The organism is Dactylosporangium sp. CS-033363, from assembly GCF_050942475.1.
Lineage (GTDB): Bacteria > Actinomycetota > Actinomycetes > Mycobacteriales > Micromonosporaceae > Dactylosporangium.
In genome coordinates this window covers 871,791-890,283 of sequence record NZ_CP192032.1, presented here as the reverse complement: position 1 = coordinate 890,283, position 18,493 = coordinate 871,791, and the positions used below count along the sequence as shown (strand labels likewise).

The window sequence follows — 18,493 nt, the reverse complement described above, 5'->3', positions numbered from 1 at the left end:
AGCTCCACCGGATCGCCTGGTGGAGACCCTGGACGCGTATCTGAGCGCTACCCACGGCACCAAGCACAGCACGGTGTGGCTAGCGGATTATCGCACCACCTCGCTGTCGCCGGCCGGGGTGGAGCCCGGGGAGAACCTGAGCGAACAGCTCGGGTCGGCGATGCGCGCCTTCGCGAGCCAGACCCCGGTGCTCGAGGCGCGCGACGGGCAGGCCCTGGCCCGGCTGCACCTGCCGGTCAGCGCCTGGGGCGAGCGGGTCGGGGTGCTCAGCGTCGGGCTGGACGCCGACCGGCTGCCGGCCGAGCGGCCGCGGCTGGAGGAGCTCGCCGAGAGCTTCGCGGTGGCGCTCTCGGCCGCGTACCGGCGCACCGACCGCTTCCACATGGCCCGGCGCACCAGCCGGCTGACCATGGCCGCGGAGATGCAGTGGGACCTGCTGCCGGCCCGCGCGTACGAGCAGCCGGGCGTGAAGTTCGCCGGCCAGCTGGAGCCGGCCTACGCGGTCTGCGGCGACCACTTCGACTGGTCCGTGAACGGCGACTGGCTCACCGTGACCGCCCTCAACGGGATGGGCTCCGGCCTGGACGCCGCGCTGCTGACCACGCTCGCCGTGAACGCGATGCGCAACGCCCGCCGCTCGCTCCCCTCCGAGCAGAGCCGGCCGGGCGACCTCACCGACCAGGCGGTACTGGCGGCGGATGCGATCTTCTCGCAGTACGGCGGGGCGCGGCACGTGGCCACCCTGCTGCTCGCGATCAACACCGCCACCGGCGAACTGCGCATGATCGACGCCGGCTCGCCGCGCATGATCCTGGTCCGCAACGGGCAGGTGACCGACATGCCCCTGGACGCGCAGCTCCCGCTGGGCATGTTCGGCGACACGCGGTACGTGGAGGAAACCACCACGCTGAACCCTGGCGATCGGCTCTTCGTAGTGAGCGACGGGGTGCATTCCGCTCTGAGGCCGAACGAGGCGACGTTCGGTGAGCGGGAGTTGAGTCGTGCCATACGATCGACCCGGTTGCAGCCACCGGCCGAGGCGATCAGCAGCGTCATGCGGAACCTTCGTGACTATCACGCAGGGGCCGAGATGGAGGACGATGCCCTGATCATCTGCCTGGACTGGTCGCCCCGAGCCGACCCGTGACCGCCGCGAGACACGGAGGACAACGTGCGGAGCCGACCCTCACCGCACCCGTCGAGCCCAGATGACCTGGCGCGGGCGGCGGCCCTGGCGGACGCCGCCGGCCAGGCGCTGGTCCTCGCGACGAGCGCGGCCAACGACAACTCCGGCGTGTCCGCCGCCCAGCTGCGCGTGCTCGGCGTCGTCGACCAGGCCGGGTCGGTGAACCTGACCCAGCTGGCCGTCGCCCTGCACACCGCGCCCTCCTCGGCCAGCCGCCTGTGCGACCGCCTGGAGGCCGCCGACCTCCTGCGCCGCACCGCCGACGAGCGCGACCGCCGCGAGGTGTGGCTGGTGCTGACCCCGACGGCCCGGCGCCTCCTGGACGGCCTCGGACGCCAGCGCCAGGAGACGATCGCCGCCGTCCTGCGCCGGATGTCCCCGGACGACCGCGCGGCCCTCCTGCAGGGTCTGACGGCCTTCGCGCGGGCCTCCGGCGTACCGCTGGCCGAGGACGACACCGCCGCGCAGGCGAGCTAGCCCTTTTCGGCGGCACCTATTTGACCGGTGCCGCCGGTCCGTCGCTCCGCCGCTGGTGGCGAAATGTCCGACACTTCGCGATCGGACATTTCGGATTTATACCCTGACGGGCGGCAAATAGCGCTGAAGCGCTCGCCGGCCTTCACTTGAGCGCTCAACAGACCCGGGTCCATATCGGTGTTCGTCACGACACAGCCCGTGTGGGTGTTTTGCCCGAGTTTGGCCATTCTTCACGAGTGCAAATTGCAGATTGGCACTCGATTGAGTGGGACGATCTTAATCTCAGAGGAATTTCACTGATGACAACCTTGTAATTATAAGTAAGATCAACGTCGATCTCGGGCTCCACCTGAGTATCAGTCACGACACATGTCGGTGATACGGACCGCGACACGCCGTAGCCATCCGCAAGATGCCCCGTTCGGGGTATGCCATGGCCCCGTTCATCCGTGGCCCCGCCCCCGGCCAGCCGGACGCTACCGGAGCGTAATCCACAGGCCGTCACGCACAGTAGCCGAGCCCCTCGGGTGACAAGTCACGCGGACAGCAAAACCGGGCAAAGACCGCCCATCGCCCCCGCAAGTCTGTACACGGCGTTGGCTGCACACGTGCAATAAATCGGTACACGTCTATTAGAACAGCGCTCGAAATGCGAAAGCGGGGGCATCTCCACGCCTGCACCCATCGAAAAGTTTGAATGAGACACTCCACGAATCCGGCTCGGAGTTCTATGGTGTTCGACGTCGCGCACGGCCAATCACGCAAGGGAAAGGTGCCAGTCCGGGCACGTCGTAGACCCGCGGCTTCGGGAGTGACGGTGCATAGCAGCCACCACGGCGAAACCACACTTGACAGATTGGCGCACAACGACGCCGCCGAGCGGTTCCGGGGTTCGCCCGCCGCACGGCCCCTCGAGTTGCTGGGGCCCGTGCCGGCCGAGATCGTGACCAGCCGGGAAGTGCCGGGCCTGCCCGCGGTACACCTGGAGCGTCAACGGCTGCTCGAGCACCTGGATGCGGCGGTGGAGCAGCCCGTGACCCTGGTCTGCGCGCCGACCGGCTGGGGCAAGACCGTGCTCGCGTCGTCGTGGATCCGGGCCGGACGGCCGCCGGGGCGCACCGCGTACGTGCGCTTCGAGCCCAACTGCGGGGCCGCCGCCTGGCGCCAGCTCACCTCGGCGCTGAACGTCGCGGGCATCGCGCTGGACCCGGCCACGTACGCGTGGAACAACGGCCGGCTGCCCGAGCGCGCCGTGGTGGTCCTCGACGACCTGCACAACGTCACCAACCGCACCGTGCTGCGCCGGATCGAGCGGCTGATGACCCGCCTGGGCGACCGGATCGGGTTCCTGTTGCTGGCGCGGAACGAGCCGCCGCTGTCGCTGTACCGGTGGCGGGTCCGCGGCCAGCTCACCGAGCTGCGCGCCGATCACCTCGCCTTCTCCCAGGCGGAGGTGGCGGGCCTGGCCGACCGGCTCGAGGTGCGGCTGGCCCAGCACTTCCGGCACGCCCTGTGGCACGTGACCGAGGGCTGGCCCGCCGCCGTGTCGGTCGCGCTCTCGGCGATGATCGGCCGGCACGAGCCCGAGCGGGTGGTGACCGACCTGGTCGCGGGCGAGGCCGGGCTGAACGAGCAGGTCGGGCTGACCGAGTACGTGCAGCGGGAGATCCTGGCCAACCTCGACCCCGACGTGTACGACGTCATGCTGCGCACCTCGATCGTGGAGACGGTCTGCCCCGGCCTGGTCGAGGCGCTCGCCGGCAGCCGCAACGGGGCCCGCCAGCTGGCCCAGGCGAGCCGGGCCAACGCCCTGGCCACCTTCTACGGCGGCTCCCACTCCTGGTACCGCTACCGCCGCCTGCTCCGCTCGGTCCTGCGCGCCGAGGTGCGCACCACACTCGCCGCGGAAGAGGGCGGGCTGCACCGGGCCGCGGCCGGCTGGTACGCCGCCAACGGCCTTCCCGGCGACGCGGTCGTGCACGCCGTCCTCGGGGCCGACTGGGTCGTCGCCGAGCGATTATTCCTCCAGTACTGGCCTGAGCTGTGCGGGTCGGGATCGCGCGCCATGGCGTCGCGGACCGGCCCGCGCCCTCCCCAGGACATCGCCGAGCGGCCGATGCTCGCCTTCGCGCTGGCCATCTGCTGCCGGGACACGGGCGACGCGGCGGGCATGTCGGCCTTCCTGCGCCTCGGCGAGCGCGCCCTGGGCGAGGCGCCGACGCCGCTGGACGCCGAGATCCTGGCCGCCATGCGCCTGGCCGAGGCGACCGCGGCCGAGGACCCGGACCGCTGCGCCGACGCGGCCGCCCGGCTGCTGCGATGTACCGACGAGGCGGCCGACGAGCATCTCTACGCCGACGCCGCCGACGGGGCCCGCGCGGCCGCGCACCTCGCCATGGCCGGGGCCGACATGGCCCGGGACGCGCTCGAGGACGCGGACGCCGCCCTGGCCCGCGGGGCCGTGCTGGCCCGCAAGGCCGGCTTCAACCAGCTCATCGTCCAGGCCAACCGGCAGCAGGCGCTCCTGCACCTGCACCAGGGCAGGCTGTCCGCGGCCGCCGCCTGCGCGCGCCGGGTGCTCGACGGCAGCCGCGACGCCGGCATCGCCGAGTCGCGCAACATCAGCTACGCCCGGCTGGTGCTCACCGCCGTGTGCCGGGTGCGGGGGCAGCTCGACGAGGCGCGGTACCACCTCGACGAGAGCCTCACCGCGGAGGTCCCGCCCGACCCGCACGGCTGGCTCAGCGGCGTGCTCAGCCTCGGCCTGCTGCAGTTCGACTCCGGCGACCTGGCCGGCGCGGCCGAGGCGCTGGAGCCGCTGCTGAGCAACCGAATAGGCACCATGCCCATGTTGGCCGAGATCACGGCCCGGGTCCTGCACGCGGACCTGTGCCTGGCCGAGGGGCAGACGGACAAGGCCCTGGCGATCCTCGACGAGCTCGACCGGCACCGGCGCGACTCGCCGCCCGTGGTGCTCGCGCGGGCCCGGATCGCGCTCGTGCAGGATCGCCCCGAGCTGGCCGCGCACGAGCTCGAACGCCTGCTGGACGCGCCGTCGCCCTCCCTCGTGGTGACGGTCGTCGCGGGTGTACTGCTCGCGCAGGCCCTGCACCGCCTGGGCGACGTCGCCGGGGCCGCCGAGCGGGTCGAGACCGCGCTGCGGCTGGCCGCGCCCGAGGGCATCCGGGCGCCGTTCCTGGGCCACGGGGCCTGGGTCGCCGAGCTGCTCGAGGGGCCCGCCCCGGCCGAGGAGGAGGACGAGGAGGAGGAGTCGGCCGCCGACCTGTTCGACGTCGCCGCCGAGCACATCACCGAGCCGCTCACCGAGCGCGAGACGCTGGTACTGCAATACCTGCGCAGCATGCTGTCGGTCGCCGAGATCGCCACGGTGCTCTCGGTCTCCGCGAACACCGTCAAGACCCACGTCCGCCACGTGTACCGCAAGCTGGGCGTCAGCCGACGCCGTGACGCCGTGCGACGTGGCCGCGAGCTGAGCCTCATCTAGGTCCTCACCCTCCTGAGGCGAGTCGCGGGAAGCCCGGCCGGGGCCACGATATGCGGCATGACGGGTTTACGGGAGCAGGTCAACGGCGTGCGGGTGGGCGTGCGGTACGCCGTCGCGAGGCACGCCGGGCCGGTCGGCGGCGACTGGTACCTCAGCACGCCCCTGCCCGGCGGGGACGTCATGCTCGCCGTCGGGGACGTGATGGGCCACGGCCGCCCCGCCGCCGCGACCATGATGCGGCTGCGGGCCGCGATGACCCGGCTGGCGCTGGCCGGCGACGAGCCGGGCGCGATCCTGGCCGCGCTGAACCGCATGCTCTGCCGCCGCCCGTCGACGATCCTCGCCACCGCCGTGTGCGGCCGCTTTCACCCGGCCGACCATTCCTTCACCTGGGCCCGCGCCGGTCACCTCCCGATCCTGCGCGCCACCGCCGGCGGGGTGAGCCAGCTCGCCCAGCCGTCGGGCATGGCGCTGGGCGTCGACCCGGCGGCCCGCTATGACACCGCGTTCGTGGTAGTCGACCCGGGTGATCTGCTGCTGATGTACACGGACGGCGTGGTCGAGCGCCGCGACCGCGCGATCGACCAGGGGGTGGCCGGGCTCGCCGAGGACGTGGGGGTGGCGATGCGCGCCTCCGCGCCGGGTGAGCGGCTGCGTACCGCGCTGGACTGCGCGCACCGCACCAACCCCGACGACGACGCCTGTCTTCTGGCTGCTGAGCCCGTCTGAGCACCCGGTAGGGGAGGCCCGCGCCCGCCGGCTCCCCCGTTCGCCTGGCCGACGGCCACCCGGCCGTTCACCCATCGAGGGTGATCCCCGTTCACCCCTCTCGATCGAATCATGTCTGCAGGCACGACACGTTGCCGATCTGCGGCAGGCGCCGAGGTCGGAAGCGGGAGGCCGGGAGACCCACCCATGTCCGCGGGAGGGGCCGACCGGCACCCGGTTCCGGCATGGAGGGGTCTGCGCCGGAGTCCGGAACCGCGGGCGGCGGAACCGGACTCCACGGGTCGGGCCTGTTCCGGGGGGAACAAACACGGGTCCCAGCCCGGATCGGCTTCCGAGCCGGGCTGGGGACCGTAACGGGGGATATATGGCCGCGCCGGTCCCGGTTTCTGACCGGGTACCGGCGCGGCCTTCGATTTTTTACGCCGTCATTAGCAAACAACAGGGAGAAGACGGGCGGATGCGGGTCAAGGAATTTCGGGCGTTCGGCACGAGCATGCTCACGTTGGTGGGCGCGCTGAACGTCGCGCAGGGACTGCTGGTGGCTTTTGCCGGCGACAAGGTCGGATTCGACCGCAACGATGTGGCGTTCACCAGCGCCGGCACCTGGGCCGCGGCCACGGTGACGCTCGGCCTGCTGCTCGTCGCGGCCGGTTTCGCGCTGCGCGCCCGTCGCCCCAGCGCGAAGGCGGTGGCCGCGAGCGTCGTGGCGCTGCACGCGATCTCACAGCTGGCGATGCTGCGCGCCTACCCGGCGTGGTCGCTGCTGATGGTCACGCTCGACGTGATCATGCTCTTCATCATGACGGTGCCGCGCGGCAGCGTCGTCGCCGAGGAACCCGCGGCGCCCGCCAAACCCGCGCGCCCGGCCCCCGTGGCCAAGCTGATCCTGCGGCGCAACAGCCGCTCGAACGCGTACCACGGACGCCACAAGGCCGGCCGCCCGCCCGTGCGGCACAGCGTCTCCCGCGACGACATCATCACCATCGACCTCCTGCCGCCGGACATCGTCGAGGCGCACCAGGAGGACACGGTCATCGTCACGGCGTCCGTCGGGAAGCCGGTCATCTCGGCGGTCATCGAGGAGACCATCGAGGCCGAGCTGGTGGGCGACACCCCGACGAAGGTCTGGGTGCGCGCCGTGGGCCAGGCCGCGGTGCCGGCCGACGGTCAGACCGTGCCGGTCCAGCGCGCGTCGCTCGAGTCGTTCGACCCGCTGATCGACCCTCTGCCGCTGGTCCTGGCGGGCGAGGCGGCGATCGCCGCCGAGTCCGTCGACGAACCGGGCGAGGACATGCCGGAGCTGGCCGCGATCGGCGCCCGGCCGTACGTCAACCGCTGACCTGTCTCCCGCCGGAAGCGGCGGCGGTCCTCCTTCACCGGGGGGACCGCCGCCGCTTCGCTTTGCGGTGCTCAGCCTCTGTAACGCCATGACTTAGCGGGCGTCAGGGTATGAATCCGATAAGTCGTGGCGCGCCGGCGCCCGACTTATCGGCATCCACAGTGGATGGAGAGCACACCACAGTGGACGGAGCGCACACGACAAAGGAGCGCGACCCGAATACCACGGGTCGCGCTCCTAGGGGTCTGGCGGGCGTTACAGCAGGTTGAGTTCACGTGCGCGCTCGATCACCTCCCGCCGGCGGCCGACGCCCAGCTTGCGGTAGATGTTCTTCATGTGGGTCTTCACGGTGTTGACCGACACGTACAGCATCGAGGCGATCTCCCCCGCCGACAGCGTGCCCTGCAGGTAGCGCAGCACCGCCAGTTCGCGCTCGGTCAGTGGCTCGGCCAGCTCCCCCGCCGCCGCCGGCGCCCGGCCGAAGGCGTTGAGCTCCTGGGCGATGTCCTCGGCCAGGCCGCGGTAGCCGCTGCCGGCCGGCAGGTACGTCACCAGCAGCTCCCGCACCGGCTGGCCGCCCGCCACGAAGGGCCAGCGGATCGACTCGTCGTCGGCGTGGCGCAGGGCCTGTTCGAGCGCGCGGCCGGCCTTGGAGCGGTCACCCAGGGCACGCAGGGCGCGGGCACTGGTGAGATTCGCGTCGACCGTCCACACCAGCGAGCCGGTGGTGGCCTCCAGGTACGGCTGCACCGCACCCAGGGCCGCCGCCGGTCTGCGCTCCGCGAGGTGGGCCTTCGCGCGGACCACCCCCAGCCACGGGGCCAGCATCTCGACCGGCTCCAGGGTCAGCAGGCGCTTGGCCGCCTCGGTGTCGCCCGCGGCCAGGCGCAGTTCGGCCTCGGCGAGGGTGACGCAGTGCTGCATGCGCGGCGTGTACCGCCAGTCGGCGAGCTGCCGGCGGATCGCGGCCAGCTCCGTGCACGCGGCGCGCGCGTCGCCCGCCGCGGCTCGGATGTGGGCCCGGGTCATGGTCGCCGTGGCCACGAGGGCCGGGTCGGCCAGGCCGCCGCCGTCGAGCGCGCGGTCCAGGTAGTGCTCGGCCGCGGGGACGCGGGCCTGCAGGTAGCAGACCTCGGCCACGGTGAGCTGGGCCCACACCACGTCGCTGCCCTGGGTCTGGCCCTCGCGGTCGGCCAGGGCGAGCGTCTCCTTGCCGTAGCGCATCGCCGCGGTGAGCCGGCCCCGGGCCGCGTTGAGCTGCGCGAGCTGGCGCAGGGCGGCGAGCTGGGACTGGACGCCGCCGCACCGGCGGGCCAAGTTCAGCGACTCCTGCAGCGCGAGCTCGGCGGCGTTCAGGTCGCCCTGAATGAGCCGCGCACCCCCGACCGCCACGAGAGCCAGCGCCCGCATCCGGGCGGCGTCCTGGTCGTCGAGGCCGGTGTCCTCGCGGAGGAGGAGCGGAGCTGTCGCCAGTACCAGATCGGGCTTCTGGCTCTGATGAGCCTCGGCCATCCGAAAGCTGTCCACGATCGGGCGCAGCTCGGCTCGGGCCGAATCCATCAAGGTGTGCTGGCTGCGGTCGACCAGGTGCAGGAACGTCTCCGTGCCCTGCGGGTCGCTCGCGTCCAGCCGCTCGGCCGCGAAGGCCAGGGCCAGCTTCGGATCGTTGCGGATCTCCTGCGGCGGCGGCGGCACCAGCTCCTTGATCGTGCGCATCCGGGCCCCCGGCACCAGCTCCTGCCAGCTCGCGGCGAGCAGGTCCGAGGCCTGGCTCCAGTTGCGCGCGGCCAGGGCGTGGCGCAGGGCGTCGGCCGGCTGGTCGTGCGCGGCGAACCAGTCGGCCGCGCGGCGGTGCAGCTGGCGCACCTGCTCGGGCCGGCGGTGGCGCAGCTCGTCGTACAGCATCAGCCCGAACAGCGGGTGACAGCGGTACATGCCGGCGTTGCCACTGCCCTGCACCACGAACAGGTTCGAGTGCTCCAGCTGGGCCAGGATGCGCGCGCCGTCCACCCGGCCGGTGAGCGCCTCCACGAGCTCGGCGCTGACCTGGTCGAGCACCGACGTGCACAGCACCACCTCGCGCACGTCCTCGGGCAGCGTGTCGAAGACCTCCCCCACGAGGTACTCCCCCAGCGCCCGATCCTGCAGCGCGAACCTCGGCACGAGGCTGTCCGGCTCGGGGTGCCCCTGCACCGCGAGCGCGGCGAGCCGCAGACCGGCCGCCCACCCCTTCATCACCGCGTGCAGTTCGACGAGCGCGGACTCGGCCAGCCGGACCCCATGTGCGGCCAGCATCTGCGCGGTCTCGTCGAGGGTGAAGCCGAGCGGCCCGGTGCGCAGTTCGCTCAGCGCGCCCCGGATGCGGAAGCGGTACAGCGTGAGCGCCGGATCGGTCCGGCACGCGATCACGAGACGCAGGCGGTCACCCGCCTGGGAAAGCAGCGTCTCGAGCTCACCCCACACGCGGGGCACCGACAGCTCCTGCAGGTCGTCCAGGACCAGCACCACGGGCGGCCCGGCCCGCCGCAGCAGGGTGATGAGGGCCTCCAGGGCCTCACCCCGGCCGTCGGCGAGACTCTCCCCCGTCGCCTCCTCGCCGGTCGCCTGGGTGACCGCGTCGAGGACGTGCTCCCAAAAGCGTGGGCCGTGGTGGGCCTCGACGGTCAACCACGCGAGCGGCCAGGGTGCTCGCCCGGCCGCCACCCACTCGGCCAGCAGGGTGGTCTTGCCCCACCCCGCCGGTGCTGAGATCAATGTCAAAGGCCCCGCCACGGCGCGATCCAGTGCGTCGAGCAGACGCGGTCGCGGCACGTGATAGCGGGGCGGCTCGGGCACTGCGAAGTGCAGTGCGGGACGGGTGATGGTGTCAACGAGCGTTTTCTGCCCCAACGTATTTCGCCCCCTCCCACCCACCGCAGCACGGCGGATGACCACGGGATTGTGAGGCGACAAAAGGTGATGTCGCCTCACCCGTAGGGGGTGAACAAAATACGATCCGTGATCACCCTGGCTTTTTACGCCTGCCGGCGCACGCACCTGAAGCCGACATGACAGCTACCGTTGTCGATCGGTTCGGGCTGGCGGGCGGCCGGTCGGAAGCGGTGGTCGTACCCCGTTGAGCAGAGGTAGGAGCCGCCTTTCACCACCCGGCTGGAGAAGACAGTAGCGCCGGGCGGCGAGTCCACGCGCGGGTTCTGCGGGATCTCACCCTCCACCTCGCCGAAGCGCGCGTTGCCCGAGCGATAGTAGTCCGAGGTCCATTCCCACACGTTGCCGACCACGTCGAACAGGCCGTAGGCGTTGGCCGCGAACGCGCCGACCGGGCTGGTGCCGTGGCCGTCGTCGCTGCGGTCGAGCCACGGGAAAATACCCTGCCAGATGTTGGCCCGGCCGAGCTCGGGCTCGTCACCCCAGGGGTACGGCGACCCGTCCAGCCCGCCGCGCGCGGCGAACTCCCACTCGGCCTCGGTCGGAAGGTCCTTGCCGGCCCAGTGCGCGTACGCGGCGGCGTCCTCGTAGGCGATGTGCACCACCGGGTGAGCCGAGCGCTTGCGGATGTCCGACTCCGGGCCGAAGGGGTGCCGCCAGGACGCGCCGGGCCGCAGCTCCCACCAGACCCGCCAGTCGCGCAGCGGCACCGGGCCCGGCGGCTGCACGAACACCATCGAGCCGGGCGGACCCTGCTCGCCGTCGCGCTCGGCGAGCGTGTCGTAGCCGGTCTCCTGCACGAACAGGGCGTATTCCGCGTTGGTCACCGGGTGCGAGTCGATCCAGAAGCCATCGACCGTGACCTTGCACACGGGCGCCTCTTCCGGATAAAAGCCCTCGGCACCCATGGCGAAGGTGCCACCGGGGATCCAGGCCATCTCCACGAGCGCATTGTGCGAACGGCCACGGGTGACTGGTCCTCACCCACCCCGGGTGAGGCCCGGCGGAGGCCATACCCGCTGGCGTGTTCACACGCCGGGGGTGATGCCCCCTCCCCCGGAGGGGCCGAACGATCAGGCCAAAAGCACCGTTCACCGCATGTGCGAGGGAGGGAGGTCGCCACACGAGTTTCGCCGGATCCGGCCGCGGCGCCTCCTCTCTTGTCCGCCGCGGCCCATCCCGCGAAGCCGCCGCGCCTCCCGCTTTCCCTCTGGGAGGAAGACAGAGGTCATGGCTGATACCGGTATTCGCCGGAGCAGTACCTGGTCCGGCTGGATCACGTTCGCCGCCGTACTGCTCACCGTGCTCGGCGCGCTGAACATCCTCGAAGGGCTGGTCGCCCTGCTGCAGGACCAGGTCACCTTCATCGACGGCGACAGTCTGGTCGTCGTGGACCTGACCGGCCTGGGCGTGGTGATGATCGTCTTCGGCGCGCTGCTCCTGCTGTGCGGCATCGGGCTGTTCACGCGCAACCGCGTCGCCCGGGTCACCGCGATCATCATCGTCGCCCTGCACGCGCTGACCCAGATCGGCTGGCTGGGCGCGTACCCGGTCTGGTCGCTGCTGATGATCACCCTGGACGTGATCGTGCTGTTCGCGCTGACGGTCCACTGGGCGCCCCGCGAGCTCGAGCCCGCCATGCCGGCCGGCGGCGCCCACCGGGCCGACCACCAGCAGCAGCGCGACCCCGCGTTCCCGATGAACCAACCGCGCCCGACGCCGGCCCACCTGACGGACGAGCAGCAGGCGCGCACCGAGACGCCGCACACGGCCCCCACCTCCGGCCCCGGCCCCAGTCCCCGCCCGTAACACCCCGAGAAACGGCAGGGCCCGGCGACAACGACGTCGCCGGGCCCTTCCGCATCCCGCTCGGTCAGTGATGGTGATCGAGCCGGTCGTGGACGTGCGGCAGTTCAGGATCCGGGTGTACCGTCGCCGCGGCCAATTTCGGCACCGCATGCAGCAGCCGGTGCTCGGCCTCCACCGCGATCTCGTGGGCCCGCGCCAGCGACAGGTCGCCCGCGACGACCAGGTCGGTCTCGGCGTGCAGGCGGTGGCCGATCCAGCGCATCCGCAGCGCCGCCACCCGGATGACGCCCGGCGTGCCGGCCAGCGCCTCCTCCGCGTCGTCCATGAGGTGCGGGTCGACCGCGTCCATCAGCCGGCGGTACACCTCCCGGGCCGCGTCCCGCAGCACGAAGAGGATCGCCAGCGTGATGAGCAGCCCGACCACCGGGTCGGCCCACGTCCAGCCGATCGCCACGCCGCCCGCCCCGACCAGCACCGCCAGGGACGTGAAGCCGTCGGTGCGGGCGTGCAGGCCGTCGGCGACGAGGGCGGCCGAGCCGATGCGGCGGCCGACGCGGATGCGGTACCGCGCGACGAGCTCGTTCCCCGCGAAGCCGATCAGGCCGGCGGCGGCCACGAACGGCAGCCGGGACACATCCTGCGGGTGCAGCAGGCGGTCGACCGCGGCCCAGGCGGCCAGGGCGGCCGACGCGGCGATGGTCAGCACGATCGCGATGCCGGCGAGGTCCTCGGCGCGGCCGTAGCCGTAGGTGTACCGCCGGTTCGCGGGGCGCCGGCCGGCCAGGAAGGCGATGCCCAGGGGTACCGCCGTCAGCGCGTCGGCCACGTTGTGCAGGGTGTCGCCGAGCAGGGCGACGGAGCCGGACCAGACCGCCACGACCGCCTGCAGCGCGGCGGTGGCCCCCAGGCCGAGCAGCGAGAACCACAGCGCCCGCAGGCCGGCCGCGGAGCCCGCCAGGGCCGGATCGACCTTGTCGGCCGCGTCGTGCGAATGCGGCGTGAGCAGGTGCCGGAGGCGGTGCGCCAGCGAGGACGACATGCCTCTCACCATGGCAGAAACGCGGACAGAAAAAAGGACGGCGCGGGCCTGGGAGCGCGCCGTCCTTGGTTCGTGGATGTGACCGGGCAGATCAGACTTGCGATGGGTGGGCGGCCTCCTCCGGATCAGCCGCCCACCCATCGGCTCCCGCCGCCCTCGCTGAAGGCCGGTCGGTGCTCAGGACGCGGGCCGTGTTCACCGCTGACTCCTGGACCATTGAGTACCCCCTGCTCAATGGTTTTCACCGCCCGGCCCAGCTGGGTCCGTCACGCCGGGGACCACCGACGGCGTGACGCCCGCGGCTGGCGGGACCGGACGGACCACAGTGGACGGTGCAGCAGTCACCGGCCCTGGGCCATCCGTCGTTTGCCTTGTCACATAACGAATCCTGGCTTTCCGCTGGATGATCCGTCCTCACCCGGGCTGGGTGATCCACCTGCCCGACGGCCATCACGCCGACGAGAGGTTCACCATCTCCTTCTCGGCCGTCTCCACCTCGGCCAGCAGCTTGCTGTGCTCGGCGATGAGCGAGTCCAGCAGCCGCCGGGTCACCTCGACCGTGTCGGTGCCGACCGAGCGCGTGGTGGCCAGCAGGTTCTCGGCCGCCTCGCGCTGGCGCTGGCGGCGGGCGTCCCACTGGGCCCGCCGGTTCGCCTCGACCCGGGCCTCCTCGGCCCGCCGCTCGCTCAGTGCGGTCTGGAAGTCGCGCATGACGTCCTCGGTGTGCTGCCGGGCGTCGGCGAGCATCACCTCGCCGGCCGCGCGGGCCGACTCGAGGTCCTCCTGGGCCTGGGCGCGCAGGGCGCCGGCCTCCTCCTCGGCCAGCTCGATGATCCGCTGGATCCGGCTGCCGACCATCTTCGACGACTCGTCCGCGCAGCGGCACTGCTCGAGCTCCGCCCCCAGGCGCTCCACCCGGCCGCCGAGCTGCTGCTCGCGGTACCGTGCGGCGGCCAGTTCGGTCTCGGCGGTGGTCAGCCGCATCTGCAAGGTGGCGATGTACCGGTCGACCTGAGCGCGGTGATAGCCCCGCAGACTCAGCTCGAAGCCATTCGCGGGGCTCAGCTCGATCTCGCCCACAACCGCGCTCATGCTCGCTCGTCCTCCCCCTGGTGTGTGCCCGGTCAGGTCTTCTGTGCCGGCACCGAGAGCACGGGCGGCAGCGCTCAACGCTCCCCAGCACCGTGGTGAGCGCGCGTCATCCTTTTCGGGTGAGCCTTCGGCGGCCCGCGCGGCGGTGCAATGGTGTCGATGGAACCGTTGGCACGTAAGGGAAATCGCTTGCCCGGAGACGGGTGGACCACCCGAGCCGGGTGAGGCGCCGCAGCGTGCGGCGATGGTTTGCTCGTCACGTTTGGCCCGGATGAAAGACGAGTGGAAAAACCGCGAGCCATCCGCGTCGAAACAGGGCCGGGAAAGCGATTTCGGGGGGCACGGGTGTCACAAGCGTTGGTACAGCAGGAACGCCGCATGGCGGCGCCGTCGGCGGCGGTGCCGGACCTACCGCCGGGGTACGTGCTGCGGGAGCGGGTCGTCGCGCAGCTGGACGCGGCGGTGCGCGCGCCGCTGACGCTGGTCACGGCGCCGGCCGGCTGGGGCAAGACGGCGGCGCTGGTCGCGTGGGCGCGCACGGTGCGCATCGGCGAGGGTGGCGAACTGCCGGTGGTGCGCTGGGTCACCTCGCACGCCGAGCGGGGCGCGGACGTGCCCGGGCAGCTGCTCGGCGCGCTGTCGGAGCACCCGGACGCGCACGGCGGCAAGGCCGACGGCGACCTGCTGCGCGTGGTCGACGCGCTGCAGCGCCCGCACGTGGTGGTCGTCGACGACGTCCGTGAGATCAGCGACCCGGACGCGCTGGCCGAGCTGGAGGCGCTGGTCCGGCACGGGATGGGCCGGCTGCGGCTGGTGCTGTCCTGCCGCCGCGACCCGTCGCTGCCGCTGTACCGCTGGCGCGTGGACGGCTCGCTCACCGAGATGCGCACGAGCGACCTCTCGCTCACCATCGCCGAGACGGCCGAGCTGCTCGCGGCCCACGACGTGGTGCTGCCGAGCGCGACGCTGTACTCGCTGCACTCGATCACCGAGGGCTGGCCGGCCGGCGTGCGCCTCGCCGCGATGGCGATGCGCGGGCACCCGGAGCCGGAGCGCGTCCTCGACGACGGCGGCGCGTTCAGCAGCGCGGTCGGCGACTTCCTGGCCGGCGAGGTGATCGACCCGCTGCCGGCCGAGACCCGGCGGCTGCTGCTGGAGACGGCGATCGCCCCGCGGCTCAACGCCGGGCTGGTCGAGGCGATCACCGGCCGCGACGACGGGGCCCGGATGCTCGCCGAGCTCAAGGGCTCCAACGCGTTCCTGACCCGAAACGCGGGACCCGGCGGCTGGTACCGCTTCCACCCGCTCTTCGCCCGCACGCTGCACGCTGAACTGCTGCGCCGCAGCCCGGAGCGGGTCGCCGACCTGCACCGGCGGGCGGCCGCGTGGCACGGGACGTACGGCATCCCGGCCGAGGCGCTGCGCCACGCGCTGCTGGCCGAGGACTGGACCGGCGCGGTGGAGACGCTCGAGCGGTCCTGGCCGGACATCGTGGGCGGGGTGCGGTACGACCGCCCGCACGAGGCCGCCCCGCACGCCCCGGCCGCGGAGGAGTCGATGGACCCCAAGCTGCCGTTGGCGTTCGCGGCCGAGCGGCTGCGCGTCGGCGACCTGGAGGGCACCCGCGACTTCCTGCGCCGCTCCGGCGAGGACCGCACCACGCCGATGTTCCGCGCGTTCGCCGCGGCCGAGGCCTGGCTGGGCGGCGACCCGCGCCGGATGCTCGCCGAGGTGTCCGAAATATCGGCAAATAACGATGAAGTTCGCGCTTTGACACTCCTCGATGAGGGCGAGGCCCGGCTGCGCCTCGGCGAGCTGGGCGCGGCCGGGGCCCCGCTGCACGGCGCCCTGGTGCTGGCCCAGCGCTCGGGCCTGGCGCAGGCCCAGGTGTGCGCGGCGGCCCAGCTCGCGGTGCTCGAGTCGATGCGCGGCCGGCTGCGGGCGAGCGCCCGGCTCGGCCGCCAGGCGCTGGTCACCGCGGACCGCTTCGGCATCACCGACGCCACCGACCTGGGCTGGGTGCGGATGGCCCTGGCCGGCGTCTACGGCGAGTGGGACCGCATCGCGGAGGCCGACCGTCTGCTGGACGAGGCCCTCGACCTGGCCGCCGGCGACCCGGACCTGCTGGTCTCGATCGCGACCGTGCGCGCCAAGCTCCGGCACGGCTCCGGCCGGCTCGCCCCGGCCCTGGAGGTGCTGCACACCGCCCGCCGCGAGCTGGGCGGGGCGGCGCTGGCCCCGGCGGTCGAGCGGGCCCTGGCCCTGACCGAGGCCGAGCTGCGCATCGGCGGCGGCGACCTCGGCGCGGCCCGGCGGCTCGTGGCCACCGGCGGCGACCCGGACGTGTTCCAGGGCTGGGCGGCGTGCGTGGACGCGTCGGCGGCGCTGATCGAGGGCAAGGCGGCGGCCGCGGCGACGACCGCGGCGCAGTACGCCACCCCGTCCGTCGACACCGCGCTGACCTGGACCGTGCAGGCGGCGATCCTCACCAGCCTGGCCGGGCGCACGCTCGGCGACCGCAACCGCGTGCTGCGCGGGCTGGAGGTGGCGCTGGACATCGCCGAGGAGGAGAGCTTCCGCCGCCCGTTCCTGGTGGGCGGGCACCCGGTGCGCGACCTGCTGGCCAACTTCGCGCCGCTGCTGCCGGTGTACCACCCGCTCGCGGCCGAACTCGCCGCCGGCTCCTCGCCGCTGGCCGGGGGCTCGCGCGGGGGCGGCGACGCCAACCTGGTCGAGCCGCTGACCGAGCGCGAGCTCACGGTGCTGCGCTACCTGCAGGGCACCATGTCGAACCTGGAGATCGCCTCCACCCTGTACGTCTCGGTCAACACCGTGAAGACGCACGTCAAGAACATCTACCGCAAGCTGCACGCCGGCCGCCGGCGCGAGGCCGTCGAGCGCGCGCGGGAACTCCGGCTCTTGTGAAAGGCGGTCCGGTCCGGGTCGTCGAGCCGATGCCGGAGCCGGTGCTGATCCTGCGCTCGGGCTCGCGGCCGGCCCGGGTCGCCGGAACCGCGACCGCCGCCACCCATCGCTGCTTGTGGGGCGCGTTGGCGGCGGCGGTCGCCTGGCCGGTCCTGTCCGCCTGCGGGGTCGGCCACGCGCAGGCCGCGGCGGTCGCGGTCGGCCTGCTGACCGTGCTGCCGTGGCTCGGCCCGGTGCTGGGCGTGCTGCTGACGGCGGTGCTGGCCGGACTGGTGCCGCAGCCGTACGCCCCGCTGCTCGGGCTGGCCGCCGCCGCGCTCGTCACGCTGGCCGCCGCGCCCGCGCAGCACCTGCCCGGCTGGCTCGGCCCGCTGTCCATCCCGGCCGCCTCGGCCGCCGCCGTGTTCGGCGGGATCGCCCAGGGCGTGCTCGGTGCCCTGGCCGCGCTCGTGGTGGCCAGCATCGCGGCGCGGGTGCGCCAGACCCGGCACCGGCGGGCCGCGCGGTGATCGACTACCTGCGCGGGTTCCGCGCCGGAGTGCTGCGCCGCGGCGGGGCCGGCATCGCGGCGCGGGTGCGCCAGACCCGGCACCGGCGGGCCGCGCGGTGATCGACTACCTGCGCGGGTTCCGCGTCGGAGTGCTGCGCCGCGGCGGGAACGCGGTCGAGCGCAGCCTCGCCGCGATCGGGGACGAGGCGGGGTCGCGGCGGAGCACTGGAGGTACCACAGCGGGCCCTTTTTGGCCTGTCGACAAGTGGATCCACGCGCTCTATGCGCTCGCCCTCACCGCGGCCGCCGCGGTGGCGCTCGCCATTCACTGGCTCAACCCGCCGGCCGCCCTGCGCGGGGGGTTCGCGCTGGTCGCGGGCACGGTGTTCCTGCTGGCCGGCTACACCGCGGTGCGCGCGCCGACGCTGCGGGGGCGGGCGATGCGGCAGTATCTCACCGACCCGCGCGACCGCACCGAGTTCGAGGCGGCCGCGGCCAACGCCGACCGCATCCGGCTGACCTGGCCCGCCCTGGAGCGGCTGGCCTCGCCGGCCGACCCGACGCGGACCCTGGAACGGGCCCTGTGGGACCTGGCCCAGGCCCTGGCCGAGCGCGGTGAGCTGCGCGCGGCCGACCGCGACCTGCGCGCCTCGGTCGGCGACCCGATCGGCGCGGGCAGCCTGTTCAGCGCGGTCACCGACCGGCAGGCCGAGATCGCCCAGCGGCTCGTCGCGGTGGACGCCGAGGTGCGCCGCCGGGCCGGGCAGCTGCGCCGGCTGGCCGGGCTGTGCCAGGACTTCCTGGACCACCGGGCGGCCCAGAGCCGGGCCCGGATCCGGGTGACGGCGGCCGAGGCACTGCTGGGCTCGCTGCGCTCGCGGCCCGAGCCGGAGCTGGTCGAGCGGACGGAGGTGGTGCTGGCCGCATACCGGGAGCTGGCCGACGAATACGAGTAATCCGGTGCTCGGCTACCC

14 protein-coding genes are annotated in these 18,493 nt (G+C 73.0%); 9 read left to right on the top strand and 5 right to left on the bottom strand.

Annotation, left to right across the window (positions count from 1 at the left end):
• The first annotated feature begins 19 nt into the window (after nt 1–19).
• Together ACQPZ4_RS04190 and ACQPZ4_RS04185 are read left to right on the top strand one after the other, a co-directional pair.
• Nucleotides 20–1,147 carry a PP2C family protein-serine/threonine phosphatase gene (locus tag ACQPZ4_RS04190; protein ID WP_433056299.1) on the top strand — a complete coding sequence of 376 codons (1,128 nt, stop codon included), beginning with the start codon at nt 20–22 and terminating at the stop codon, nt 1,145–1,147.
• Nucleotides 1,148–1,171: 24 nt separating this feature from the next.
• On the top strand, nt 1,172–1,663 hold the full coding sequence (locus ACQPZ4_RS04185; RefSeq protein WP_433056297.1) for a MarR family transcriptional regulator: 492 nt from the start codon (nt 1,172–1,174) through the stop codon (nt 1,661–1,663).
• Here ACQPZ4_RS04185 and ACQPZ4_RS04180 read toward each other — a convergent pair.
• Nucleotides 1,660–1,851: a hypothetical protein gene (locus ACQPZ4_RS04180; RefSeq protein ID WP_433056295.1), complete on the bottom strand. Its 192-nt coding sequence runs from the start codon at nt 1,849–1,851 to the stop codon at nt 1,660–1,662. The two genes, ACQPZ4_RS04185 and ACQPZ4_RS04180, sit on opposite strands and share 4 nt — an antisense overlap.
• Before the next feature lie 668 nt (nt 1,852–2,519).
• Between ACQPZ4_RS04180 and ACQPZ4_RS04175 the strand changes: the two genes are divergently transcribed.
• The 3 genes from ACQPZ4_RS04175 to ACQPZ4_RS04165 all read left to right on the top strand — a co-directional run bounded on the left by ACQPZ4_RS04175 (nt 2,520) and on the right by ACQPZ4_RS04165 (nt 7,236).
• The gene (locus ACQPZ4_RS04175) at nt 2,520–5,168 is read left to right on the top strand and encodes a LuxR C-terminal-related transcriptional regulator (RefSeq protein ID WP_433056293.1); all 2,649 of its coding nucleotides are present in this window, start codon (nt 2,520–2,522) and stop codon (nt 5,166–5,168) included.
• Nucleotides 5,169–5,225: 57 nt separating this feature from the next.
• Nucleotides 5,226–5,897, top strand: coding sequence for a PP2C family protein-serine/threonine phosphatase (locus tag ACQPZ4_RS04170; RefSeq protein ID WP_433056291.1), 672 nt, complete (start codon nt 5,226–5,228; stop codon nt 5,895–5,897).
• Between the two features lie 364 nt (nt 5,898–6,261).
• Nucleotides 6,262–7,236 carry a DUF7144 family membrane protein gene (locus tag ACQPZ4_RS04165; protein WP_433056289.1) on the top strand — a complete coding sequence of 325 codons (975 nt, stop codon included), beginning with the start codon at nt 6,262–6,264 and terminating at the stop codon, nt 7,234–7,236.
• A gap of 255 nt (nt 7,237–7,491) precedes the next feature.
• Here the strand turns inward: ACQPZ4_RS04165 and ACQPZ4_RS04160 are convergent, their stop codons facing one another.
• Together ACQPZ4_RS04160 and ACQPZ4_RS04155 are read right to left on the bottom strand one after the other, a co-directional pair.
• Nucleotides 7,492–10,047: a LuxR C-terminal-related transcriptional regulator gene (locus ACQPZ4_RS04160; RefSeq protein ID WP_433056287.1), complete on the bottom strand. Its 2,556-nt coding sequence runs from the start codon at nt 10,045–10,047 to the stop codon at nt 7,492–7,494.
• A gap of 203 nt (nt 10,048–10,250) precedes the next feature.
• Complete coding sequence (locus ACQPZ4_RS04155; RefSeq protein ID WP_433066222.1) at nt 10,251–11,102, bottom strand: formylglycine-generating enzyme family protein; 852 nt, start codon at nt 11,100–11,102, stop codon at nt 10,251–10,253.
• 292 nt (nt 11,103–11,394) lie between these two features.
• Here ACQPZ4_RS04155 and ACQPZ4_RS04150 point away from each other — a divergent pair, with 292 nt between their 5' ends.
• On the top strand, nt 11,395–11,973 hold the full coding sequence (locus tag ACQPZ4_RS04150) for a DUF7144 family membrane protein (RefSeq protein WP_433056285.1): 579 nt from the start codon (nt 11,395–11,397) through the stop codon (nt 11,971–11,973).
• 64 nt (nt 11,974–12,037) lie between these two features.
• Here the strand turns inward: ACQPZ4_RS04150 and ACQPZ4_RS04145 are convergent, their stop codons facing one another.
• Nucleotides 12,038–13,012, bottom strand: a complete 975-nt coding sequence (locus ACQPZ4_RS04145; RefSeq protein ID WP_433056283.1) for a cation diffusion facilitator family transporter — start codon at nt 13,010–13,012, stop codon at nt 12,038–12,040.
• Between the two features lie 450 nt (nt 13,013–13,462).
• Nucleotides 13,463–14,104 carry a hypothetical protein gene (locus ACQPZ4_RS04140; RefSeq protein WP_433056281.1) on the bottom strand — a complete coding sequence of 214 codons (642 nt, stop codon included), beginning with the start codon at nt 14,102–14,104 and terminating at the stop codon, nt 13,463–13,465.
• A gap of 378 nt (nt 14,105–14,482) precedes the next feature.
• Between ACQPZ4_RS04140 and ACQPZ4_RS04135 the strand changes: the two genes are divergently transcribed.
• The 3 genes from ACQPZ4_RS04135 (at nt 14,483) to ACQPZ4_RS04125 (ending at nt 18,475) form a co-directional block, all read left to right on the top strand.
• Nucleotides 14,483–17,029 carry a LuxR C-terminal-related transcriptional regulator gene (locus ACQPZ4_RS04135; RefSeq protein ID WP_433056279.1) on the top strand — a complete coding sequence of 849 codons (2,547 nt, stop codon included), beginning with the start codon at nt 14,483–14,485 and terminating at the stop codon, nt 17,027–17,029.
• A 29-nt stretch (nt 17,030–17,058) separates the two neighbouring features.
• Nucleotides 17,059–17,538, top strand: a complete 480-nt coding sequence (locus ACQPZ4_RS04130; protein ID WP_433056277.1) for a hypothetical protein — start codon at nt 17,059–17,061, stop codon at nt 17,536–17,538.
• Between the two features lie 292 nt (nt 17,539–17,830).
• On the top strand, nt 17,831–18,475 hold the full coding sequence (locus tag ACQPZ4_RS04125) for a hypothetical protein (RefSeq protein ID WP_433056275.1): 645 nt from the start codon (nt 17,831–17,833) through the stop codon (nt 18,473–18,475).
• Nucleotides 18,476–18,493 lie beyond the last annotated feature (18 nt).

What these genes read in the sequence shown, in the direction of transcription:
- ACQPZ4_RS04170 (WP_433056291.1), top strand. Translation starts at nt 5,226, where the DNA reads ATGACGGGTTTACGGGAGCAGGTCAACGGCGTGCGGGTGGGCGTGCGG.
- ACQPZ4_RS04165 (WP_433056289.1), top strand. Translation starts at nt 6,262, where the DNA reads ATGGCCGCGCCGGTCCCGGTTTCTGACCGGGTACCGGCGCGGCCTTCG.
- ACQPZ4_RS04155 (WP_433066222.1), bottom strand. Translation starts at nt 11,102, where the DNA reads ATGGCCTGGATCCCCGGTGGCACCTTCGCCATGGGTGCCGAGGGCTTT.
- ACQPZ4_RS04150 (WP_433056285.1), top strand. Translation starts at nt 11,395, where the DNA reads ATGGCTGATACCGGTATTCGCCGGAGCAGTACCTGGTCCGGCTGGATC.
- ACQPZ4_RS04145 (WP_433056283.1), bottom strand. Translation starts at nt 13,012, where the DNA reads ATGTCGTCCTCGCTGGCGCACCGCCTCCGGCACCTGCTCACGCCGCAT.
- ACQPZ4_RS04140 (WP_433056281.1), bottom strand. Translation starts at nt 14,104, where the DNA reads ATGAGCGCGGTTGTGGGCGAGATCGAGCTGAGCCCCGCGAATGGCTTC.
- ACQPZ4_RS04135 (WP_433056279.1), top strand. Translation starts at nt 14,483, where the DNA reads ATGGCGGCGCCGTCGGCGGCGGTGCCGGACCTACCGCCGGGGTACGTG.
- ACQPZ4_RS04130 (WP_433056277.1), top strand. Translation starts at nt 17,059, where the DNA reads ATGCCGGAGCCGGTGCTGATCCTGCGCTCGGGCTCGCGGCCGGCCCGG.